Source organism: Panacibacter microcysteis, assembly GCF_015831355.1.
GTDB classification, from domain to species: Bacteria; Bacteroidota; Bacteroidia; order Chitinophagales; family Chitinophagaceae; genus Panacibacter; species Panacibacter microcysteis.
Genome location: NZ_JADWYR010000001.1, coordinates 284,728 through 302,349, shown reverse-complemented (window position 1 = coordinate 302,349; position 17,622 = coordinate 284,728). Strand labels below are relative to the sequence as shown.

Genomic DNA, 17,622 nt, shown 5'->3' with positions numbered 1-17,622 from the left:
GTTTATACACAGTAGCAATAGAAATTTTTGTGCCTTTTAAAATTTATCCTGCCTGCCTTCCTGCACACATCTTTTTGCGGAATAAATTCTACAAAATCAGGTATTGTGCTTTCTTATTTTCACCACAACAGATTTAGAGGCCGGGGTATTGCTGGTATGCGCAACCTGGTTGATTGATACCAGCACATTTGCTTCAGGAAAGTAAGTAGCTACGCATTTACGCGCAATGGGCATTGGCACAACAATGAAGTTTGAAGCGACGCGTTCGGTATTGTCGTAAAAACTAACGAGGTCTGTAACGGCATGCTTTGTAAACCCGGCAGCAAGCATGTCTGCTTCATTCATCATTACAATTCTTCTTTCGTTGTGTATGCCGCGGTAGCGGTCGTTCATGCCGTAAATGGTGGTATTAAACTGGTCATGGCTTCTTATCGTCATCATCATGTATTCGTCATCAGCCAGCCGGTTTGCAGGCAGCGGAAGTACCGAGAAGTTGGCTTTACCGTTTTTAGTGTTAAAGTGTTTTTCTTTTGCTGCATTGGGCAGGTAAAAACCGCCCGGCTTTCTCACGCGCTCATTGTAATTATCAAAACCGGGAACTACTTTTTCTATTACATCACGTATGTGGTCATAGTTGCTTTGCATCAGGTCCCAGTTTATAGTAGTACTATTGCCCAGCGCCTTTTTTGCCACGCCGCAAATAATTGCCACTTCACTCAGCAATGTTTTTGAATGTGGTTGCAAAACCCCTTTGCTCATCTGCACCACCCCCATCGAGTTTTCACAACTCACAAATTGTGGCTTGCCATCCTGCAGGTCTATCTCTGTTCTGCCAAGGCAGGGTAATATCAATGCCTGTTTGCCATGTACAAGGTGGCTCCTGTTTAGCTTGGTAGACACATGCACCGTAAGGTTGGTATTACGTAAAGCCTGCGCAGTAAAAGCTGTATCAGGCGTTGCCGATAGAAAGTTGCCACCCATGGCAAAGAACAACTTTACGTTGCCCGCATGCATTGTCTTTATAGATTCCACTACATCAAGCCCGTGTTTCTTCGGTGGTTCAAAATGAAAAACCTCCTGCAGCCGTTGCATAAAAGCATCCGGCATTTTTTCCCATATGCCCATTGTCCTGTCGCCCTGTACATTGCTGTGGCCGCGTACAGGGCAAACACCTGCACCTTTCTTTCCAATACTGCCTTTCAGCAGCAAAAGATTCACCACTTCTTTTATATTGTCAACTGCATTTTTATGTTGCGTGAGGCCCATGGCCCAGCACACAATAATTTTGTTGCGTTCTTTTATCAATGCTACGGCTGCTTCAACCAGTTCTCTTGCTACACCACTCTGGCCTATGCATACTTCAGCCGAATGGTTTTTCAGGTTGCTGATAAAATCATGATAGCCTGCGGTATGTGCGTGTATAAAGTTTTTGTCAAAAACACTGCCTTCATTTTTTTCCTCCGCGTCCAGTAGCAGCAGCATAATCGCTTTCAGCAACGCAACATCTTCATTGATCCTCACCTGCAAAAAAAGATCAGCCAGCGCCGTGCCGCCTGTTACTATTTTTCCCGGGTTTTGCGGATCAATAAAATACATTAAACCCGGCTCTGGCAGCGGGTTTACAGCAATGATCTTACCACCATTCTTTTTGCATTTCTCCAAAGCAGATAACATGCGCGGATGATTGGTGCCGGGGTTTTGCCCCATAATAATCAGCAGTTCCGCTTCATGAATATCCTCCAGCGATACAGTGCCCTTGCCCACGCCTATCGTATCGTTCAGACCTGCTCCGCTGCTCTCATGACACATGTTTGAACAGTCTGGTAAATTATTCGTACCCGCCATACGGGCAAATAACTGGTATAAAAAGGCTGCTTCATTACTTGTTCTGCCGGAAGTATAAAAGATGGCTTCATCGGGCGATTGCCTGTTGCGCAATTCACCGGCAATTATTTCAAACGCTTCATCCCAGCTAACAGGTGCATAATGCGTGGCACCTTCCTTTAAAAACATTGGTTGCGTAAGCCGCCCTTTTTTCCCAATTTCAAAATCTGTCCACGAACCAATTTCCTGCACACAGTGTTGTGTAAAAAAATCAGCAGTAACCTGTTTTTTCTGTGCTTCTTCAGCAATGGCTTTTATACCGTTCTCACAATATTCGCCGATTTGAGAACGCTCATCATCCGGGTCGGGCCATGCACATCCCGGGCAATCGAAACCACCTTTCTGGTTCAGCGCAAATGCAGCCTTCCACGCGTCTTTTGCATGCATATAAGTAAGCATCTGTTTTACCGATGATACGATTGCCGGTATTCCTACAGCCTTGTGCTGCATAGGCCCCTGGTGCAAGTGCGAAAGACGCAACGGTGTAAGCGATATATCTGCCGGTTGTTTTTCCATACAACTGTAATTTAGTAAAACATATATATGCGTGAATAGTTAAAAAAAGAAATGATGGGCCGGCCTGCATTACTACTATCGGGCTTTTGTTGCGTCGCACTCTTGTACTGCAACAACAACGGGCGGCAATATGCAGTCTTCTGCTGTTTGTACAACCATTCATTGTGCGGCTGTGTGGAAAGGCATGTTAATTGATATTAGAATGGCATAAATATCATCATATGTCAAACACAGAAAAAAACAAGCAGGAAGCTGACAACAAAGACGCAGCAGTAAAACCAGATGAAGAAACCTTACATACTACAGACCCGCAGGAGCATATGGAAGGCCCGTTTTCTTCTGTAATGCAGGGTGTAAAAGAAGGTTTTGAAGAAAATGAAGAAAAGGATAAAGAAGACGAAAAAGCATAGTTGAAGGTTGCACACTTGTGTTTTGCAGTAACAGGATTGCCATTGCCGAATAATGAAAAGAAAGCACAAGTGTGCGACGCAACTGAAGCTACATAGCAGCAATGCAGCCGGGTACCAAAAAAACTCCTAACAATTATTACGTGTACCTTTTTGTGCTGCAAGCTCCGTAAATGTATCAGTCTTGTCTTCATCTGGTCTTTCCTTGCACGGGAAATCTTTTTCAATCATTACTTCAAGCGCTTCATCGTTATCAATATCTACCAGGTGATATAACCCCACTTCATCACTGTCGATCCATGCGCTGGCTTTAACAACAGGAATTTGAATAAGCAGGTTGCTTTCTGATAACACGGGTGTGATCTCTTTTACATCTGCAATTTGTAATGCGTAAGTAAAAGCCTTAACTGGAAAGGAAACGGCTTCAGTAATGTTGTTATGTTCCTTTAAATGCACCAGTTCTGACTTGCGTATGCGAATGCGTACAGTATTGTTTTCGAAACGGAGTTTCATGTGTAAGTGCTTATGTGTTTATGACTGCAGGATTCGCTCTTCCCCGCAGTAAATATTAAAAGTGTTTTCTTTTAGAAATCCAACAACAGTCATGCCATTGCGGGCGGCAATTTCTATAGCGAGGCTGGTAGGTGCGCCAATAGAACATACCATTGGAACGCCGGCCTTTAGTGCTTTTTGCACAAGCTCGTAACCCAACCTGCCACTAAACAACATGATATTGTGTTGCAGCGGTAATTGATGAGCGGCCAGCATTTTGCCAATCAGCTTATCTGTAGCATTATGCCTGCCAACATCTTCAGATAGGTGTAACAAACTTAGCGTGCTGTCAGTTAATACCACGGCATGCGAACCGCCTGTTTGGGAAAAGAGATTTTGAGATGTGCTGAACAATGAAGGCAGCTTGTAGAGCATTGCTGCAGGAATGGTAAATGCTGTGCTAAGTGGCGCATAAGATTGCTCCAACATTTCTGCTGCATTTGTTTTGCCACAAAATCCGCAGGAAGCTGCCGCTACAAAGTTTCTTTTTTTGCCACCGGTAGTAAACGTAATCGAAGGCTGCAGTTTTATGGTGATCTTGTTGTTATCTGCAGGTGCAATTTCCATTGCAGCAATATCTGCTGCGTTGTTGATGAAACCTTCGCAAAAAAGGAAACCACGAACCAGGTCTTCATCATTGCCGGGTGTGCGCATGGTTACGGAAAGTTCTTCCTGCACGCGGTTATCTTTGCTGCCATGCTCAACCACTATTTGCAGCGGTAATTCTTCTATCAGCATGTCTGTTGTATAGAAATGCTGTTGTTGTTTGTATTTATGAATATGCAGTGTTGTGGTGGACTTCATACTTATGTTTTAGAGCCATTTACTTAAGCTTTTAAGGCTTTCTGCGTTGTGTACAGGTGCAAATACAGTTGTAAAGGGAAGTGCCGCCTTCATGCCTGCAACGTGTGGTTTATAATCTGCGTAACCGGCAAGAGGGTTTAACCATATTACTTTTTTGCTTTTGTATTGTATGGTTTGCATACTTTGTTGCAACAGCTCAATATCGCCGGTATCCCAGCCATCGCTCATGATGATGACGATGCTTTTTTTATCCAGGTACCTGTTGGCATAATCTTTTACAAAAGCGCTGAGGCTTTTGCCAATTCTTGTACCCCCGCTCCAGCCTTCATTTTTATCACCCAGCAGGCGCATGGCTGCAGTAAAATCGTGTTGCTTCAACAATTGGGTAATGTGCTGTAAAGAAGTGCTGAATGCAAATGTTTCTGTGCGTTTATACACATGCTGAAATGCGTACATAAACTGGAGCAGGAACGCGGCATATAATTCCATTGACCGGCTTACATCGCATATTACCACCAGCTTCGTGCGGTTTTGTTTGGGCTTTTTAAAAGCGAGTTCTAATAATTCTCCGCCCCGGCGCATATTTTTGCGAAGTGTTCTGCGCAGATCGGGAAGGTTTATACGGTTTTCTTTTTCGTAGCGCCGGTTGATTTGTGCGGCTAACCTGCGTGACAAGGCTTTTATGGTGCGCATCAGTTCTTCCATTTCATCGCCCGTAACGTCTGCAAAATTTTTCTTCGATAAATTTTCATTAACGCTGTAAGAGGCTACTTCTTCCTGCTCATCGCTCTTGTTGCCATTAAGCCAGGCTTTCAGTGATTTGAATGAGGCGTCTTTTGCCGTGCTTTTAGCGCTTTGTTGCTGTTGCGTTTTTATTTTGGCATCTACTGCTTCTGCCAGCTCTTTCCAGTACTGCGTGAAGAGTGCGTCGAATTCTTTTAACTGTTGCCTGCTGCGGCAGCAGAGCGTTTTAAGCGCAACCCTGAAAACATCTTTGTTTTGGTAATTTATGCATTGCAAGGCGGTTAGTATGGCTGTTTCTTCCTCTACACCAAGGGAGAAATTTTTTGTACGCAGGAAGCGACAAAACTGCACGATGTTGGCCGATAGCGAGGTGTGCCGTTGCATCATGCCACATCGATTTTTGAAATGATGCCTGTTTTTTCCATCAGTTCGCTGAGGGACATTTGCACATTTCGTGTATCTCTCCAATCTTTAACTATTACGCCTAATGTTTGCCCGATAATATCTTTATCCAGGTGATCGATATGCAAAGCTGCAAGCGCAGTTGCCCAGTCAAGTGTTTCTGCTATGCCCGGTGTTTTTTCCAGCTTCATTGTGCGTAGTTGCTGCATGAACCGCGTAACCTGTTCTGCAAGTTTTGCGTCAATATCCTTGTTGCGGCTTTTAACAATCAGGTATTCCTTTTCAAAATCGGGGTAATCGATGTAGAGGTAAAGGCAGCGCCTGCGTAAAGCTTCACTCAGTTCTCTTGTTCTGTTACCTGTAAGGATTACCTGTGGAATATTGCTGGCACGGATGGTGCCGATTTCAGGTATAGTTATCTGCCATTCGCTGAGCACTTCGAGCAGGAAGCTTTCGAATTCTTCATCACTGCGGTCTATTTCATCGATGAGTAAAACCGTTTTTTTGTTTTGTGTAATAGCCTGTAAGAGTGGCCGTTTCATAAGGAATGTATCACCAAAAATTGTTTGTTCTTTTTCATCAATGGTCTGGTCTGCGTGTTCTGTCATTTTTAAGTGCAGTAACTGGCGCTGATAATTCCATTCGTATAATGCATGCGTTGCATCAAGCCCTTCGTAGCATTGCAGGCGGATGAGCTCTGTTTGCAATGCTTTTGCCATTACTTTGGCAATTTCAGTTTTACCCACACCTGCGGGCCCTTCTATCAGTAATGGTTTATTTAACTGCAGGGATAAGTATACAGACATTACTACAGAATCATCTGTTATATAGCCTTGCTGCAACAGCATTTGTTTGATATCATTCAACTGTATCATAGCAATAAACGGTGAAACATTTTAAAATTTTACGGTAAGATGTGATAAACAAAATCTGATAATAAGGAACGACGTAGATCTTTTTATACGCTGTGATCTTCGCTTTGCTGCATTACTTGCTGCAGTACAAGAGTGCGACGCAACAGAAGACATATAGCAGTACTGCTGCCCGGCTCATAATAGCTGCTTATAACAACGCTAGTATCAACCGCCAATCGTTGCCATACTTTCATGCGCCGGCATTTTTTCTTTACGCAAACGTTCTGCCTCAAAGCCATCTTTTGCACGGTGATGCAAAGCATCTGTCAGTGCATTTGCAACAGCATCATCCTGCAGGTTACTGCGCATGAGATCCCGTACGTTTAAAACACCATCATCGTATAAACATGTTTTGAGCATGCCCTGCGGCGTTAAACGAATGCGGTTGCAGGTGCCGCAAAAAGTTCTTGAATATGCCGCGATGATACCAACATTGCCCAGGTGGCCGGGTATATGATAGTTATACGACGTGCTGTTTGGTGCATCCTGCAGCTTTTGTATGGCGGGGAATTGTTCCTCTATTTTCCGGAGTATGCGCATGTAATGCCAGTGCAGGTGCGAGTAGTGGTTGCCTTCTCCGTTGAAAGGCATTTCCTCGATAAACCGTACACTTACCGGCAGGTTTTTAGTGAGTTCAACCAGTGGTATAATGTCGTCTATGTTTTTACCATCCATCACCACCGCGTTGATCTTAACGTCGATGTTGTGCCTGATGAGCTGCTCCAGTGTATCGAGTACTGCGGGTAGTTCATCGCGTTTTGTAATGGTAAAAAATTTATTGCGGTCGAGCGTGTCCATACTCAGGTTAACAGATTGTACACCGATTTTTTTTAATTCGGGAACATGCGGTGCCGTAAGCACACCGTTTGTTGTAAGTGTAAGATGTTGCAAGCCGTTAAGCTTTGACAGTGCCGTAAGAAACTGCATGATATCTTTTCGTACGAAAGGCTCTCCGCCGGTAATGCGAATTTTTTCTACGCCCATTTTTACCAGTATGGAACAGATGCGCATCATTTCTTCGTAGCTCATAAGTTCGTTGCGTGAAAGCCAGTCGAGCCCATGTTCCGGCATGCAATAAAAACAGCGCAGGTTGCAGCGGTCTGTTACAGCAAGACGAACATAATTTATTTTTCTTCCGTGGTTATCTGTAAGCATGATGATTAATGAGTGATGAGAAATGACCAGTGAAAAGAGCGGTTTTTGTATGCAATAAGGTTAGTGCAACCGGTTCATGATTTGCTTATAACACACTCTCCATTTTTAGTTACCGTAAATTGTTCCCTCACGAAAACGCAGGCTGGTACCCTTTCTGCCTGCAAATACGCTCCTGATCTCTGCACAGATGGACAGTGCAATTTCTTCGGGCGTTGCTGCGCCAATATCCAGGCCTGCGGGGCTAAAGATACGCTGTAAGTTTTGTTCGCCTAAAGCACGACCCCCGGCAGCCAGCGCATCGAACATTTTTTGCGTGCGCTTACGCGGGCCAAGCATGCCGATATAACCGGTTGCTGTTGCAAGCATCTGCAGCATATTGGCAAAATCAGTTTTATAGTCGTGCGCCATTAAAACAACGGCAGTGTATGCATCAATGACAGGCTGCTCTGTGCCGTTATTGTGCAGCACCTGTGTAGCCGTGGAAAAAAGTGCTTTGCCTGCTTTGCTGATATTTGTAACCACGGTAACATTCCAGCCCAGTTCCCGTGCAATTCTTGCCATGGGATAAACATCATACCCGCCGCCGTATAAAACAAGGTGCATAACAGGCAAAATAACTTCTATAAAAAGTTTTATTCCTGCGTCTTCATAAGTGACAGTGGAGGATGATTGTTTTGAATGAGCACGATGAATGTCTTCCAGCACTTTTGAGGCAAGCGGCTGAACAGGAAATTCGTTCATAAATTGCTCATTAGTGGAGTATAATATCGTTCTGCCAAGCAGGTCATGCTGGTTTGCACCTGTGATGGTAACGATAATTTTTGATTCTCTTGTTTCGGTAACTGTACTAAGGAGTTCTACCGGGTTTGTTTTATCGTTGTATTGTAACGGAGTGAACAATACATCAATGATGCCGTTGCAGCCAAGACCCACGCCGATCTGGGCGCCGTCGTCCTGGGTGGTATCGTAAGTAATGATAGATGGCTTGTTTTGGGCAATGGCTTTTTGCGCCCTGCGCAATGCATCACCTTCCAGGCAACCACCGCTGATACCACCAAAATAATTACCATTATCGAGCACCAGCATCCTGGCGCCTGCGCGCCTGTATGACGATCCTTCTACCCGGGCAACCGTAGCCAGTGCTGCTTTTGTAACTGAGAAATCTACTTCGTTATATGCTGCTGCTATTGACTTTATTTCTTTCATATTCTGACCGCTTACCTAAAATTACAAACAGAAATTGCGGAACACGGTAAAAATCCTATCATTTTAGATGAGCATCGATTTACGGTATTGCGCTGGTGTAAGGCCTGTATGCCTTTTAAACATACGCAGAAAGTAATTGAGGTTGTTGAAACCACAGGCAAAACTGATTTCGGAGATACTGATATCTGCGGCACGCAGCATCATCCTGGCCGCTTTGATGCGTTGCTCATTGATGAACTCTACAGGAGACATGCCAAATTGTTGCTTAAAGCAACGGAAGAAATGTGGTTCGCTCATATAAGCCTGGCGGCTTAGCGTTTTTACGGTAATGTTATCCTGCAAATGTTGCTGGATGTATTCTACTACATGTGCAAACCGGTTATTGGTTTTATAAATTTTATGATTATCGAGCAATGTGTTTTTTTGATTTGACTGCATTAAACGTACCACGAGTTCCTGCAGCACGAGATTGGCGAAGAAATCTTTGGCAGTGTTATTTTCTGTGCATATTAAAATGAGCCGGTTAAGCAACTGGTTAATCATTATATCGTTTACAAACTGGCTGCCTGTGGCATTATAACTCCATTGTTGCTGTGCATCAGGCAACGTACATTTTTCATTGAGTCGTTCACAGAAAGCAGTAATTTTTTCCGGTGCTATAGCAAGCGTAAGGCATTCTGTAGGGGTGGTGTCAGTAGCTTCAGGAAAGTCTATATAACATGTTTTCTTTGGCGTTAATACCACGCTCTGCCCAGGTAAAAACTCAAATGCAGGTTTTTCTTCTATGTGCATGATCTTCTTACCGGTGATCATGCTTGCAAGCATCGGTATGTCGAAGCGCAAGCCTACCTCGAAAGCTTTTTCGCGTGTTTCATAAATGCATAGCTCTGTATGATCGAGCGTGTAAGCAGTACGGTTTTCTACCACCTGCTGTAGTGTACGTTGCTGCAGGTGCGTACGGATGTTGAGCAATGACTTATTCATATAGCGGCTTAAAACTGTAATTTAAGACATTCGCGCCTAAGAGAAAATGGTATGTTGTCATTTTCATTCACAGGTAACATGGTCAACGGTCATCTGTAACCGGGGTAAACTGGTTGTACAATGGTTTTGAAATCAACGTGCAGGCATCCGAATATAATGATGCAATTCAATCATTGCTTTTGCGCTGTTTGTGTATGCTGCTTATTTCAAAATGATAGAATCCTTCTGTTTTTTAATACCATTGTTTGTTTTTTTGACTAACTTAATTCGGAAATTGCTGTAACGATTGACAACCTCCTTTATTTAGTGATCATTTTTTTCAACGATTGTTTATGCAGCTTACAGGAAACCACACAGTAAATGCTTCGCCGGCTAAAGTATGGGCATTGTTAATGGATACAGATACGCTTGCCCGCATTGTACCGGGAGTTCAAAAACTTGAACGGATAGAAGGCAATTCTTTTAAATCTACGCTTGGCGTGAAACTCGGTCCGGTAAGTGCTTCATTTAACGGCAACCTGGAAATGGAAGATGTACAGGAAGAAAAAGGATTTACATTAAAAGTGCAGCAAAACAGTAAGGTTGGTAATGCCAGTGCTGCTATAAAAATTGATTTGAAGCCTGTTGCGGATAACCAGACAGAAGTAGCTTTTGACGGCGACGTAAAATTATCCGGCATGCTTGCAAGCATGGGCCAGCGGGTGGTAGGCGGCGTTGCCAATACCCTGAGCAAACAATTCTTTACCAATATGGAGAAAGAACTCGCTTAGTGTTGCCCAAAGTTCCGGACGATAAAGTGATTGCGACGCAACAGCCGATGCCATGAAATACTACTGCCGGTATCATAAAATTTCTATCAATAAATAATCCTTTATGAGTGTCAAAATTCATGTAAAGGTCAATGGGGTGAGTTATGCTCATGACGTTGAACCACGATTGCTGCTTGTTCATTATTTACGCGATGTATTGCGCCTTACAGGCACCCATGTTGGTTGTGATACCAGCAGTTGCGGTGCATGTACCATTCATTTTGATGGCAGGGCCACCAAAAGCTGCACCATGCTTGCAGTACAGGCAGATGGGGGTGAAATAACCACCATTGAAGGACTTGCCGGCAACAATGAACTGCACCCTTTGCAGGAAGGCTTTAAAGAATGCCATGGTTTGCAGTGTGGTTTTTGTACGCCTGGTATGATCATGACCTCGGCAGACCTGTTGCAGCACAACCCGCAGCCCACAGAAGAAGCAATACGCGTGGCCCTGGAAGGCAATCTTTGCCGCTGCACAGGCTACCACAACATTGTAAAAGCTGTGCAGTTTGCGGCTGATAAAATGACCACCACACAAAATGTAAAAGAGGAGGCTACTGTATGAGCACAAATGGATGGATCGGAAAATCCGTAAAACGGGTAGAAGACAAAAGATTTATTACCGGCCGTGGTAATTATACAGACGACATTGTATTGCCAAAGCAAACGTATGCATGTTTTGTACGCAGCCCTTATGCGCATGCAAAAATTCTGAACGTGGATACCGCTGCAGCCAGGGCCATGCCGGGTGTTGTTGCTATATACACAGGCGCAGATGTGGCAGATGTAAACGGGGTGCCATGTGGCTGGCAGGTAAACTTCAAAAATGGCGATACCATGAAAGAGCCTAAGCACCCGTTGCTGGTTGCAGATAAGGCAAGGCATGTTGGTGATGCGGTTGCCATAGTAATAGCAGAATCTTATGAACAGGCTGTAGACGCTGCCGAAGCTGTTATGGTAGATTATGAAGAACTGCCTTGTGTGGTAGATGCAAAAAAAGCAACAGAAGCAGGTGCGCCGCTTGTGCATGACGAAGCACCCGGTAATACATGTTACGACTGGGCACTGGGCAACCCTATAGAAGAAGTAAATGCAGCCATTGACGCATCGGCACACGTAACCACGCTTGAATTTGTAAACCAGCGTATGATACCAAATGCCATGGAGCCCCGCAGTTACAACAGCTCTTACGATGCATTCAACGATAAATACGTGCTGTATACGAGTACACAAAACCCTCATCTCATCCGTTTGCTGATGTGCGCATTTGTGCTGGGTATACCGGAACATAAAGTAAGAGTGGTTGGGCCTGATGTAGGCGGAGGTTTCGGCAGCAAAATCTTTCACTACACCGAAGAAGCATTGCTTACGTGGTGTACCAAACAAATAGGCAGGCCGGTAAAATGGACATCTACAAGAAGCGAAGCTTTTTTAATGGATGCACATGGCCGCGACCACGTAACAAAAGCCGAAATGGGTTTTGATGCCGAGGGAAAAATTACGGCATTGCGTATAAAAACATATGCAAACCTGGGTGCATACCTTTCCACATTCAGCACCTGTGTGCCTACTTATTTGCATGGTACATTGTTACAGGGTTTATACACTACACCAAAGATCAATGTAGATGTTACCGGAACCTTTACCAATACTACTGCTGTAGATGCTTACCGCGGTGCCGGCCGGCCCGAAGCTACTTATTTGCTGGAGCGCATGCTGGATCTTGCAGCACATGAAATGAATGTTGACCCTGCCGAATTAAGATTCAAAAACTTTATACCGCCATTCGATGGTGTTACGCAACCCGGCTACCAGACACAGGTGGCCTTGCAGTACGACAGCGGTAATTACCACGGCGTGCTCGAGAAAGGGCTGCAGATGCTCGGCTACCAAGATTTTCGCCGCGCACAGAAAGAAGCGCTGAACAATGGCCATTTGTTAGGCGTGGGTATCTCTACATATATAGAAGCATGTGGTATAGCACCATCAGCAGTGGTGGGGTCGTTGGGTTGCCGTGCTGGCTTATTCGAAGTAGGACAGGTACGGGTGCAGCCTACCGGCAAGGTAAGTGTGTATACCGGTTCGCACTCGCATGGCCAGGGCCACGAAACAACCTTTGCACAGGTGGTTGCTGACAAACTGGGTATAGCCATGGAAGACGTGGAAATAGTACATGGCGATACGGAAAGCGTGGCATTTGGCATGGGTACTTATGGTTCCAGGAGTCTTGCTGTTGGCGGATCTGCCATTATGAAGAGTATTGAGAAAATTGTAGAAAAAGGTAAGAAAATTGCCGCGCACAAGCTGGAAGCAAGCGAAGGCGACATTGATTTTGCCGATGGAAAGTTCACAGTAAAAGGCACCGATAAGTCAGTTGCCTTTGGCGATGTGGCGCTTACCGCTTATGTGCCACATCACTATCCTGCAGGCCTGGAGCCGGGGCTTGATTTCAGTAGCTTTTATGACCCTGCAAACTTTACTTACCCGTTTGGTTGCCATATAGCCGTTGTGGAAGTGGACAAAGAAACTGGTAAGGTAAAACTGCAGCGTTTTGTGGCGGTAGATGATGTGGGTAATATCATTAACCCGATGATCGTGGAAGGGCAGATACACGGTGGTCTTGTGCAGGGTATTGGCCAGGCATTGTTCGAGGGCGCCGAATACGATGAGAACGGGCAGCTTACCAATGGTTCTTACATGGACTATTGTATGCCGCGGGCAGATGATGTGCCGTTCTTCGAAACCGCCAACCAGGTTACCCCTTGTCCGCATAACCCGCTTGGTGTAAAAGGTGCAGGAGAAGCAGGTTGCATAGGTTCTACACCAGCGGTTGTAAATGCGGTGATCGACGCCTTGTGGAGTGGCGGTCATAAAGTAAAGGATATTCGTATGCCGCTTACCTCTGAAAGGGTGTGGCGGGCCATGCAGTAATAAAGCGCAAAAAAAGAAAAGAAAAATAATGAGCCGGGCAGTGGTGCATGCATGAAGCTTCGTTGCGTCGCACTCTTGTACGTCCGGTACGTTATGCAGCAATCAACAATTATTAACTACTAATTATTCACAACCATGATACCAGTTGCATTCGATTACCAGAGAGCAACAACTGTAGATGAAGCACTGGCTGCTTTATCGGAAGACAGTAAAATTCTCGCCGGCGGGCACAGCCTGTTACCTGCTATGAAGCTGCGCCTCAACCAGCCCGGCAAGCTGATAGACATTACCAGGATAGACGCGCTGAAAGGTATAAAAGAAGAAGATGGTGAAATTGTGATTGGCGCCGCTACCACCCATGGGGCCATTGCAGGCAATGAACTCATTAAACAGCATTTGCCATTTTTTGCGGAAGGCGCTTCCTGGATAGGTGATGTGCAGGTACGCAACCATGGCACAATCGGGGGCAGCCTTGCACACGCTGACCCTGCGGCTGACTGGAGTGCACTGGTGTTGGCTGCAGATGCAGCCATTGAAGTACAAAGCACCAGGGGCAAAAGAAGAATACAGGCTGCCGTTTTTTTTGTAAGTATGTTTACCACCGCGCTGGAGGAAGGGGAGATCATTACCGCCATCAGGATTCCGGTGCCACCTGCAGGTACAAAAACAACATACCAGAAATTTGTACAGCCGGCATCGCGCTTTGCTATTGTGGGCTGCGCCATAATGCGCAAGCCCGATGGCACCACCAATATTGCTTTTACAGGAGTAAGTGATACGCCTTTCAGAGATGGTGGGGCAGAAGCTGCTGCATCATCATCAATCGATGCTGCGCTTAATGCTGCCATAGCAGGTGTATCTGTCATGAGCGATCATTATGCATCTGAGGAATACAGGAAACACCTGGCAAAGGTGTACCTGAAAAAAGCGTTGCAGGCGGTTTCGTAAAGCGATTCGTTTGTTAACAGGTATAAAGGCGGCAGCATGCCGCCTTTTTTGTGCCGGTGCAGGATTGTAATGGTGTAAGAAGGTATTGCACTGCTGAGTAGTATTGTTGCCGTACAAGTGTGCGACGCAACGAACGATGAGCAGTATTGCTGCAGCCGGGTACACAAAATATCCCTTTATTGTAACAGCCCGTACGCGGAAAAACACAATCCATCCGCACAGGCAGCAGTTCATCTGGTGAAACACGTAAAATAGGCAACGCTATTGTAAATTGCAGGAAGGGTTAATGCATACATGATTAAACTTCCGCAATATACCAGGCAAGACAGGCTGATCATACTGATCATTATGCCGGTGCTGGCTTTTATGGTAAACTTTGTTTACCTGGGAAGCGGTTACTTTACTTTATGGGCTTTCCCGGTTGCTACGCTGGTCTCTGTGGTGGCTATCACGGTTGCCTGGCAGGTGCTTACGTGGATTGCGGTTACGCTGCGCAACAGGTTCCCGGATGATAAGCAGCTGATCAGGCGTTTGTCCATAGCACTTGTGCTGTTTGTGATCATTACTGCACTTACTTTTTCGGGCATTTTCTGGGTGTTCAGCAAACTGAGCATCACCAGCAATTTTGCAGATGAAACGCGGCTGAAGTGGATGTTGATGGCCGGTGTTATCATCAATATTTTTATAACGCTCCTGCATGAAGGAATATCAGGTTTTGAAAAATGGAAGACCACCATTACTGAAACCGAGGCGTTGAAAACAGAATACATGCAAAGCCGTTTGCTGGGGTTGAAGAGCCAGCTAAACCCGCATTTTCTCTTTAACAGCCTCAACTCTTTGTCTTGCCTGATACATGATGAACCTGTAAAAGCCGAAAAGTTTTTGGATGAAATGAGTAAGGTTTACAGGTACCTGCTTAAGAACAGCGATGAACAACTGGTGGATCTTTCTACAGAGTTGCAGTTTACACGTTCTTATTTCTACCTGTTAAAAGAAAGACACGGCGAGGGCCTGGAACTTACGATTGATATTGAAGAATCACAGATGAGCAGGCAGTTGCCGCCGCTTACTTTACAGATATTGCTCGAGTCTGCATTCAACATGAATGCAATAAGTAAAGATCAGCCATTGAAAATAGCACTTACGGTAACGGAAAATGGCTGGCTGCAAATAAAAAACAATGTTCAGCGTAAACTTACCGATACATTGGTTGACAGAACGGGCATTCAAAACCTGTCTAAAAAATTCAGGTTGTTGTGCAACAAATATATTATTGTTAAAGATACCGGTGCATACCAGATGATCAATGTGCCATTGATCGGGGAAAAGGAGGAGGTGCTGATATGAGCCCCTGGAAACCCAACAGAATGGAATGGATCACTTTCTTTGCATTGATGCCTTTTATTGATGTGCTGCTTAATTACCTGTTGTTTGGGGAAAGAATATGGAGTGATGTAAAAGTGTGGTTGTACTCTTTCCCGATCATTTACCTGCAGGGCTTTTGCTCATGGTACCTGCATATAGTGGCCATGCATTTTTACCGGGTAAGGTTCCCGTTTTTAAAGCAGGCCGTTTACCGGCTTTTACTGTTGTTTTTTACGCATGTGGGTCTTTCATCGCTAACTTTTGTAACGCTTTTTTATGGTTATGACATGCTTCATTTCCTGGGTTATGTATTTGACGGTAATAACCTGCGACTTGCCATTATAGCTGCCGTAGCACTTACGCTGATTGCCACTACCGCATGGGAAGCGGAATACATGATCTCGAAATGGAAAGAAAGCCTTGCCGAAAAAGAACAACTGGAGCAAATGGCTTTACAATATGAATTTGAAACACTTAAAAGCCAGGTAAACCCGCACTTTTTGTTTAATTGTTTTAATACCCTTTCTTCCCTTATAACAGAAGACCCTGACAGGGCAGAAATATTCCTGAACGACCTTAGCAAAGTGTACCGCTATCTGTTACGCAATAATGAAGACGGGCTTTCCACATTACAGAATGAACTAACGTTTATCAACTCTTATTTCGAGTTGCTGAAAACAAGGCATGGCGATACAATAAACCTGCAGGTAGAAGTAGACAGGAAATACCACAACTATTTAATTCCGTCACTTACGCTGCAGTTGCTGGTAGAAAATGCGGTAAAGCACAATGTTATTTCAAGGCAATCGCCTTTGTCGATAGATATTTTCAGTATGCCCGGTAATAAACTTGCCATCAACAACAACCTGCACCGGAAAACGCAGAATGTACACTCCAACAAAGTGGGTTTATCAAACATAAAAATGAAGTACGAGTTGTTGCAGCAGCAGGGTTTTAAAATATTGGAAGACCAGCGGAATTTTACCGTTATTCTTCCGCTGATCTGGAACAATACAGGCGATAAACACTTAGCCTTTCATACACAACCATCTGTTCAATCATCACCATAACCAAAAAACAATTGACACATGAAAATATTGATTGTAGAAGACGAAGACCTTGCTGTAAAAAAAATACAGAAAACCCTGGCAGAAGTAGATGATGCCGCAGAAGTAATTGGCGTAACAGACAGTATACAAAGTACCGTAAACTGGCTTGAAACGCATACGGCACCAGATCTGATATTGATGGACATTGAACTTTCTGACGGGCAGAGTTTTGAAATATTCAGCCGCACAAAAGTAAAGAGTGCTGTAATCTTTACTACTTCTTACGATGAATATGCACTGAAAGCATTTAAAGTAAACAGTATCGATTATTTGCTGAAGCCGGTGCAGAAAGAAGAACTGAGTGCTGCACTGGAAAAATTTAAAACCATGGTTGGTTTTAAGCCTGCAGATAAGAGCGAGATAAGTATGGACGCACTGGTGAAAGAACTGCAGCAAAAGCTACAGCCAAAAGAATACAGGAAAAGGTTTCTCGTTAAGCATGGCCAGAAACTGGTGTCTATTGAAACAGATGATATTGCTTACTTCTTCAGTGATGGCCGGTTGAACTTCTTTAAAACAATTGATAACAGGAAGTTTGTGGTAGACTACACAATGGATGAGCTGGAAGATATGCTCGATCCGCAACGTTATTTTCGCATCAGCCGCTCTTTCTATGTTTCTGTAGAGAGCATAGAGCAGATACATGATTACTTTGGCAACAGGTTGCTGTTACAGTTAAAACCATCTATAGACAAAGAAACGATTGTAAGCCGCGAAAAAGTTACCGACTTTAAAAAATGGATGGGTAAGTAAGTATGTGTAACCGGCAGCGGTGCAGGTGGCATCGCCCGTTGTGTCACTCACTTCAGCGTTCTACTTTTATGGCGGCTGCGGCGTTTTGTATCTGCAGGCAGCGCATGGGAAAATATTCATTTGTGCATGGCTGCGTATA

The 17,622-nt window shown here is 44.5% G+C and carries 16 protein-coding genes; 8 read left to right on the top strand and 8 right to left on the bottom strand.

What is annotated here, in order from left to right; translation table 11 throughout:
- Positions 1–96: 96 nt before the first annotated feature.
- Positions 97–2,400, bottom strand: coding sequence for an FdhF/YdeP family oxidoreductase (locus tag I5907_RS01275; RefSeq protein ID WP_196988939.1), 2,304 nt, complete (start codon positions 2,398–2,400; stop codon positions 97–99).
- A 221-nt stretch (positions 2,401–2,621) separates the two neighbouring features.
- Between I5907_RS01275 and I5907_RS01270 the strand changes: the two genes are divergently transcribed.
- Entirely contained in the window at positions 2,622–2,810 is a 189-nt protein-coding gene (locus tag I5907_RS01270) for a hypothetical protein (RefSeq protein ID WP_196988938.1), read from the top strand.
- Between the two features lie 126 nt (positions 2,811–2,936).
- On the opposite strand, the gene I5907_RS01265 is transcribed toward I5907_RS01270, so the two are convergent.
- The 7 genes from I5907_RS01265 to I5907_RS01235 all read right to left on the bottom strand — a co-directional run bounded on the left by I5907_RS01265 (position 2,937) and on the right by I5907_RS01235 (position 9,568).
- Positions 2,937–3,320, bottom strand: a complete 384-nt coding sequence (locus I5907_RS01265; protein ID WP_196988937.1) for a DUF7009 family protein — start codon at positions 3,318–3,320, stop codon at positions 2,937–2,939.
- 18 nt (positions 3,321–3,338) lie between these two features.
- Positions 3,339–4,163, bottom strand: coding sequence for a formate dehydrogenase accessory sulfurtransferase FdhD (fdhD, locus tag I5907_RS01260; RefSeq protein WP_196988936.1), 825 nt, complete (start codon positions 4,161–4,163; stop codon positions 3,339–3,341).
- 9 nt (positions 4,164–4,172) lie between these two features.
- Entirely contained in the window at positions 4,173–5,294 is a 1,122-nt protein-coding gene (locus tag I5907_RS01255) for a vWA domain-containing protein (RefSeq protein WP_196988935.1), read from the bottom strand.
- A complete protein-coding gene (locus I5907_RS01250; protein WP_196988934.1) occupies positions 5,291–6,184 on the bottom strand; it encodes an AAA family ATPase in 894 nt (297 codons plus the stop codon). The genes I5907_RS01255 and I5907_RS01250 overlap by 4 nt, the downstream gene beginning before the upstream one ends.
- A gap of 204 nt (positions 6,185–6,388) precedes the next feature.
- The gene (gene moaA, locus I5907_RS01245; RefSeq protein WP_196988933.1) at positions 6,389–7,378 is read right to left on the bottom strand and encodes a GTP 3',8-cyclase MoaA; all 990 of its coding nucleotides are present in this window, start codon (positions 7,376–7,378) and stop codon (positions 6,389–6,391) included.
- 105 nt (positions 7,379–7,483) lie between these two features.
- Positions 7,484–8,584 (bottom strand): XdhC family protein, encoded by a 1,101-nt coding sequence (locus I5907_RS01240; protein WP_196988932.1) that lies wholly within the window; start codon positions 8,582–8,584, stop codon positions 7,484–7,486.
- Between the two features lie 63 nt (positions 8,585–8,647).
- Positions 8,648–9,568, bottom strand: a complete 921-nt coding sequence (locus tag I5907_RS01235) for a helix-turn-helix domain-containing protein (protein ID WP_196988931.1) — start codon at positions 9,566–9,568, stop codon at positions 8,648–8,650.
- 332 nt (positions 9,569–9,900) lie between these two features.
- Between I5907_RS01235 and I5907_RS01230 the strand changes: the two genes are divergently transcribed.
- The 7 genes from I5907_RS01230 to I5907_RS01200 all read left to right on the top strand — a co-directional run bounded on the left by I5907_RS01230 (position 9,901) and on the right by I5907_RS01200 (position 17,483).
- Positions 9,901–10,338 carry an SRPBCC family protein gene (locus I5907_RS01230; protein ID WP_196988930.1) on the top strand — a complete coding sequence of 146 codons (438 nt, stop codon included), beginning with the start codon at positions 9,901–9,903 and terminating at the stop codon, positions 10,336–10,338.
- Positions 10,339–10,441: 103 nt separating this feature from the next.
- On the top strand, positions 10,442–10,942 hold the full coding sequence (locus I5907_RS01225) for a (2Fe-2S)-binding protein (protein ID WP_196988929.1): 501 nt from the start codon (positions 10,442–10,444) through the stop codon (positions 10,940–10,942).
- Positions 10,939–13,308, top strand: a complete 2,370-nt coding sequence (locus tag I5907_RS01220) for a xanthine dehydrogenase family protein molybdopterin-binding subunit (RefSeq protein WP_196988928.1) — start codon at positions 10,939–10,941, stop codon at positions 13,306–13,308. The genes I5907_RS01225 and I5907_RS01220 overlap by 4 nt, the downstream gene beginning before the upstream one ends.
- 135 nt (positions 13,309–13,443) lie before the next feature.
- On the top strand, positions 13,444–14,256 hold the full coding sequence (locus tag I5907_RS01215; RefSeq protein WP_196988927.1) for an FAD binding domain-containing protein: 813 nt from the start codon (positions 13,444–13,446) through the stop codon (positions 14,254–14,256).
- A 294-nt stretch (positions 14,257–14,550) separates the two neighbouring features.
- Positions 14,551–15,603 (top strand): sensor histidine kinase, encoded by a 1,053-nt coding sequence (locus I5907_RS01210; protein ID WP_196988926.1) that lies wholly within the window; start codon positions 14,551–14,553, stop codon positions 15,601–15,603.
- Positions 15,600–16,691: a sensor histidine kinase gene (locus I5907_RS01205; protein ID WP_196988925.1), complete on the top strand. Its 1,092-nt coding sequence runs from the start codon at positions 15,600–15,602 to the stop codon at positions 16,689–16,691. Before I5907_RS01210 ends, I5907_RS01205 begins: the two co-directional genes overlap by 4 nt.
- A gap of 18 nt (positions 16,692–16,709) precedes the next feature.
- Positions 16,710–17,483 (top strand): LytR/AlgR family response regulator transcription factor, encoded by a 774-nt coding sequence (locus tag I5907_RS01200; RefSeq protein ID WP_196988924.1) that lies wholly within the window; start codon positions 16,710–16,712, stop codon positions 17,481–17,483.
- The last annotated feature ends 139 nt before the right edge of the window (positions 17,484–17,622 follow it).

What these genes read in the sequence shown, in the direction of transcription:
- I5907_RS01200 (WP_196988924.1), top strand. Translation starts at nt 16,710, where the DNA reads ATGAAAATATTGATTGTAGAAGACGAAGACCTTGCTGTAAAAAAAATA.
- I5907_RS01210 (WP_196988926.1), top strand. Translation starts at nt 14,551, where the DNA reads ATGATTAAACTTCCGCAATATACCAGGCAAGACAGGCTGATCATACTG.
- I5907_RS01240 (WP_196988932.1), bottom strand. Translation starts at nt 8,584, where the DNA reads ATGAAAGAAATAAAGTCAATAGCAGCAGCATATAACGAAGTAGATTTC.
- I5907_RS01275 (WP_196988939.1), bottom strand. Translation starts at nt 2,400, where the DNA reads ATGGAAAAACAACCGGCAGATATATCGCTTACACCGTTGCGTCTTTCG.
- fdhD (WP_196988936.1), bottom strand. Translation starts at nt 4,163, where the DNA reads ATGAAGTCCACCACAACACTGCATATTCATAAATACAAACAACAACAG.
- I5907_RS01225 (WP_196988929.1), top strand. Translation starts at nt 10,442, where the DNA reads ATGAGTGTCAAAATTCATGTAAAGGTCAATGGGGTGAGTTATGCTCAT.
- I5907_RS01265 (WP_196988937.1), bottom strand. Translation starts at nt 3,320, where the DNA reads ATGAAACTCCGTTTCGAAAACAATACTGTACGCATTCGCATACGCAAG.
- I5907_RS01235 (WP_196988931.1), bottom strand. Translation starts at nt 9,568, where the DNA reads ATGAATAAGTCATTGCTCAACATCCGTACGCACCTGCAGCAACGTACA.
- I5907_RS01220 (WP_196988928.1), top strand. Translation starts at nt 10,939, where the DNA reads ATGAGCACAAATGGATGGATCGGAAAATCCGTAAAACGGGTAGAAGAC.
- I5907_RS01230 (WP_196988930.1), top strand. Translation starts at nt 9,901, where the DNA reads ATGCAGCTTACAGGAAACCACACAGTAAATGCTTCGCCGGCTAAAGTA.
- I5907_RS01255 (WP_196988935.1), bottom strand. Translation starts at nt 5,294, where the DNA reads ATGATGCAACGGCACACCTCGCTATCGGCCAACATCGTGCAGTTTTGT.
- moaA (WP_196988933.1), bottom strand. Translation starts at nt 7,378, where the DNA reads ATGCTTACAGATAACCACGGAAGAAAAATAAATTATGTTCGTCTTGCT.
- I5907_RS01205 (WP_196988925.1), top strand. Translation starts at nt 15,600, where the DNA reads ATGAGCCCCTGGAAACCCAACAGAATGGAATGGATCACTTTCTTTGCA.
- I5907_RS01215 (WP_196988927.1), top strand. Translation starts at nt 13,444, where the DNA reads ATGATACCAGTTGCATTCGATTACCAGAGAGCAACAACTGTAGATGAA.
- I5907_RS01270 (WP_196988938.1), top strand. Translation starts at nt 2,622, where the DNA reads ATGTCAAACACAGAAAAAAACAAGCAGGAAGCTGACAACAAAGACGCA.
- I5907_RS01250 (WP_196988934.1), bottom strand. Translation starts at nt 6,184, where the DNA reads ATGATACAGTTGAATGATATCAAACAAATGCTGTTGCAGCAAGGCTAT.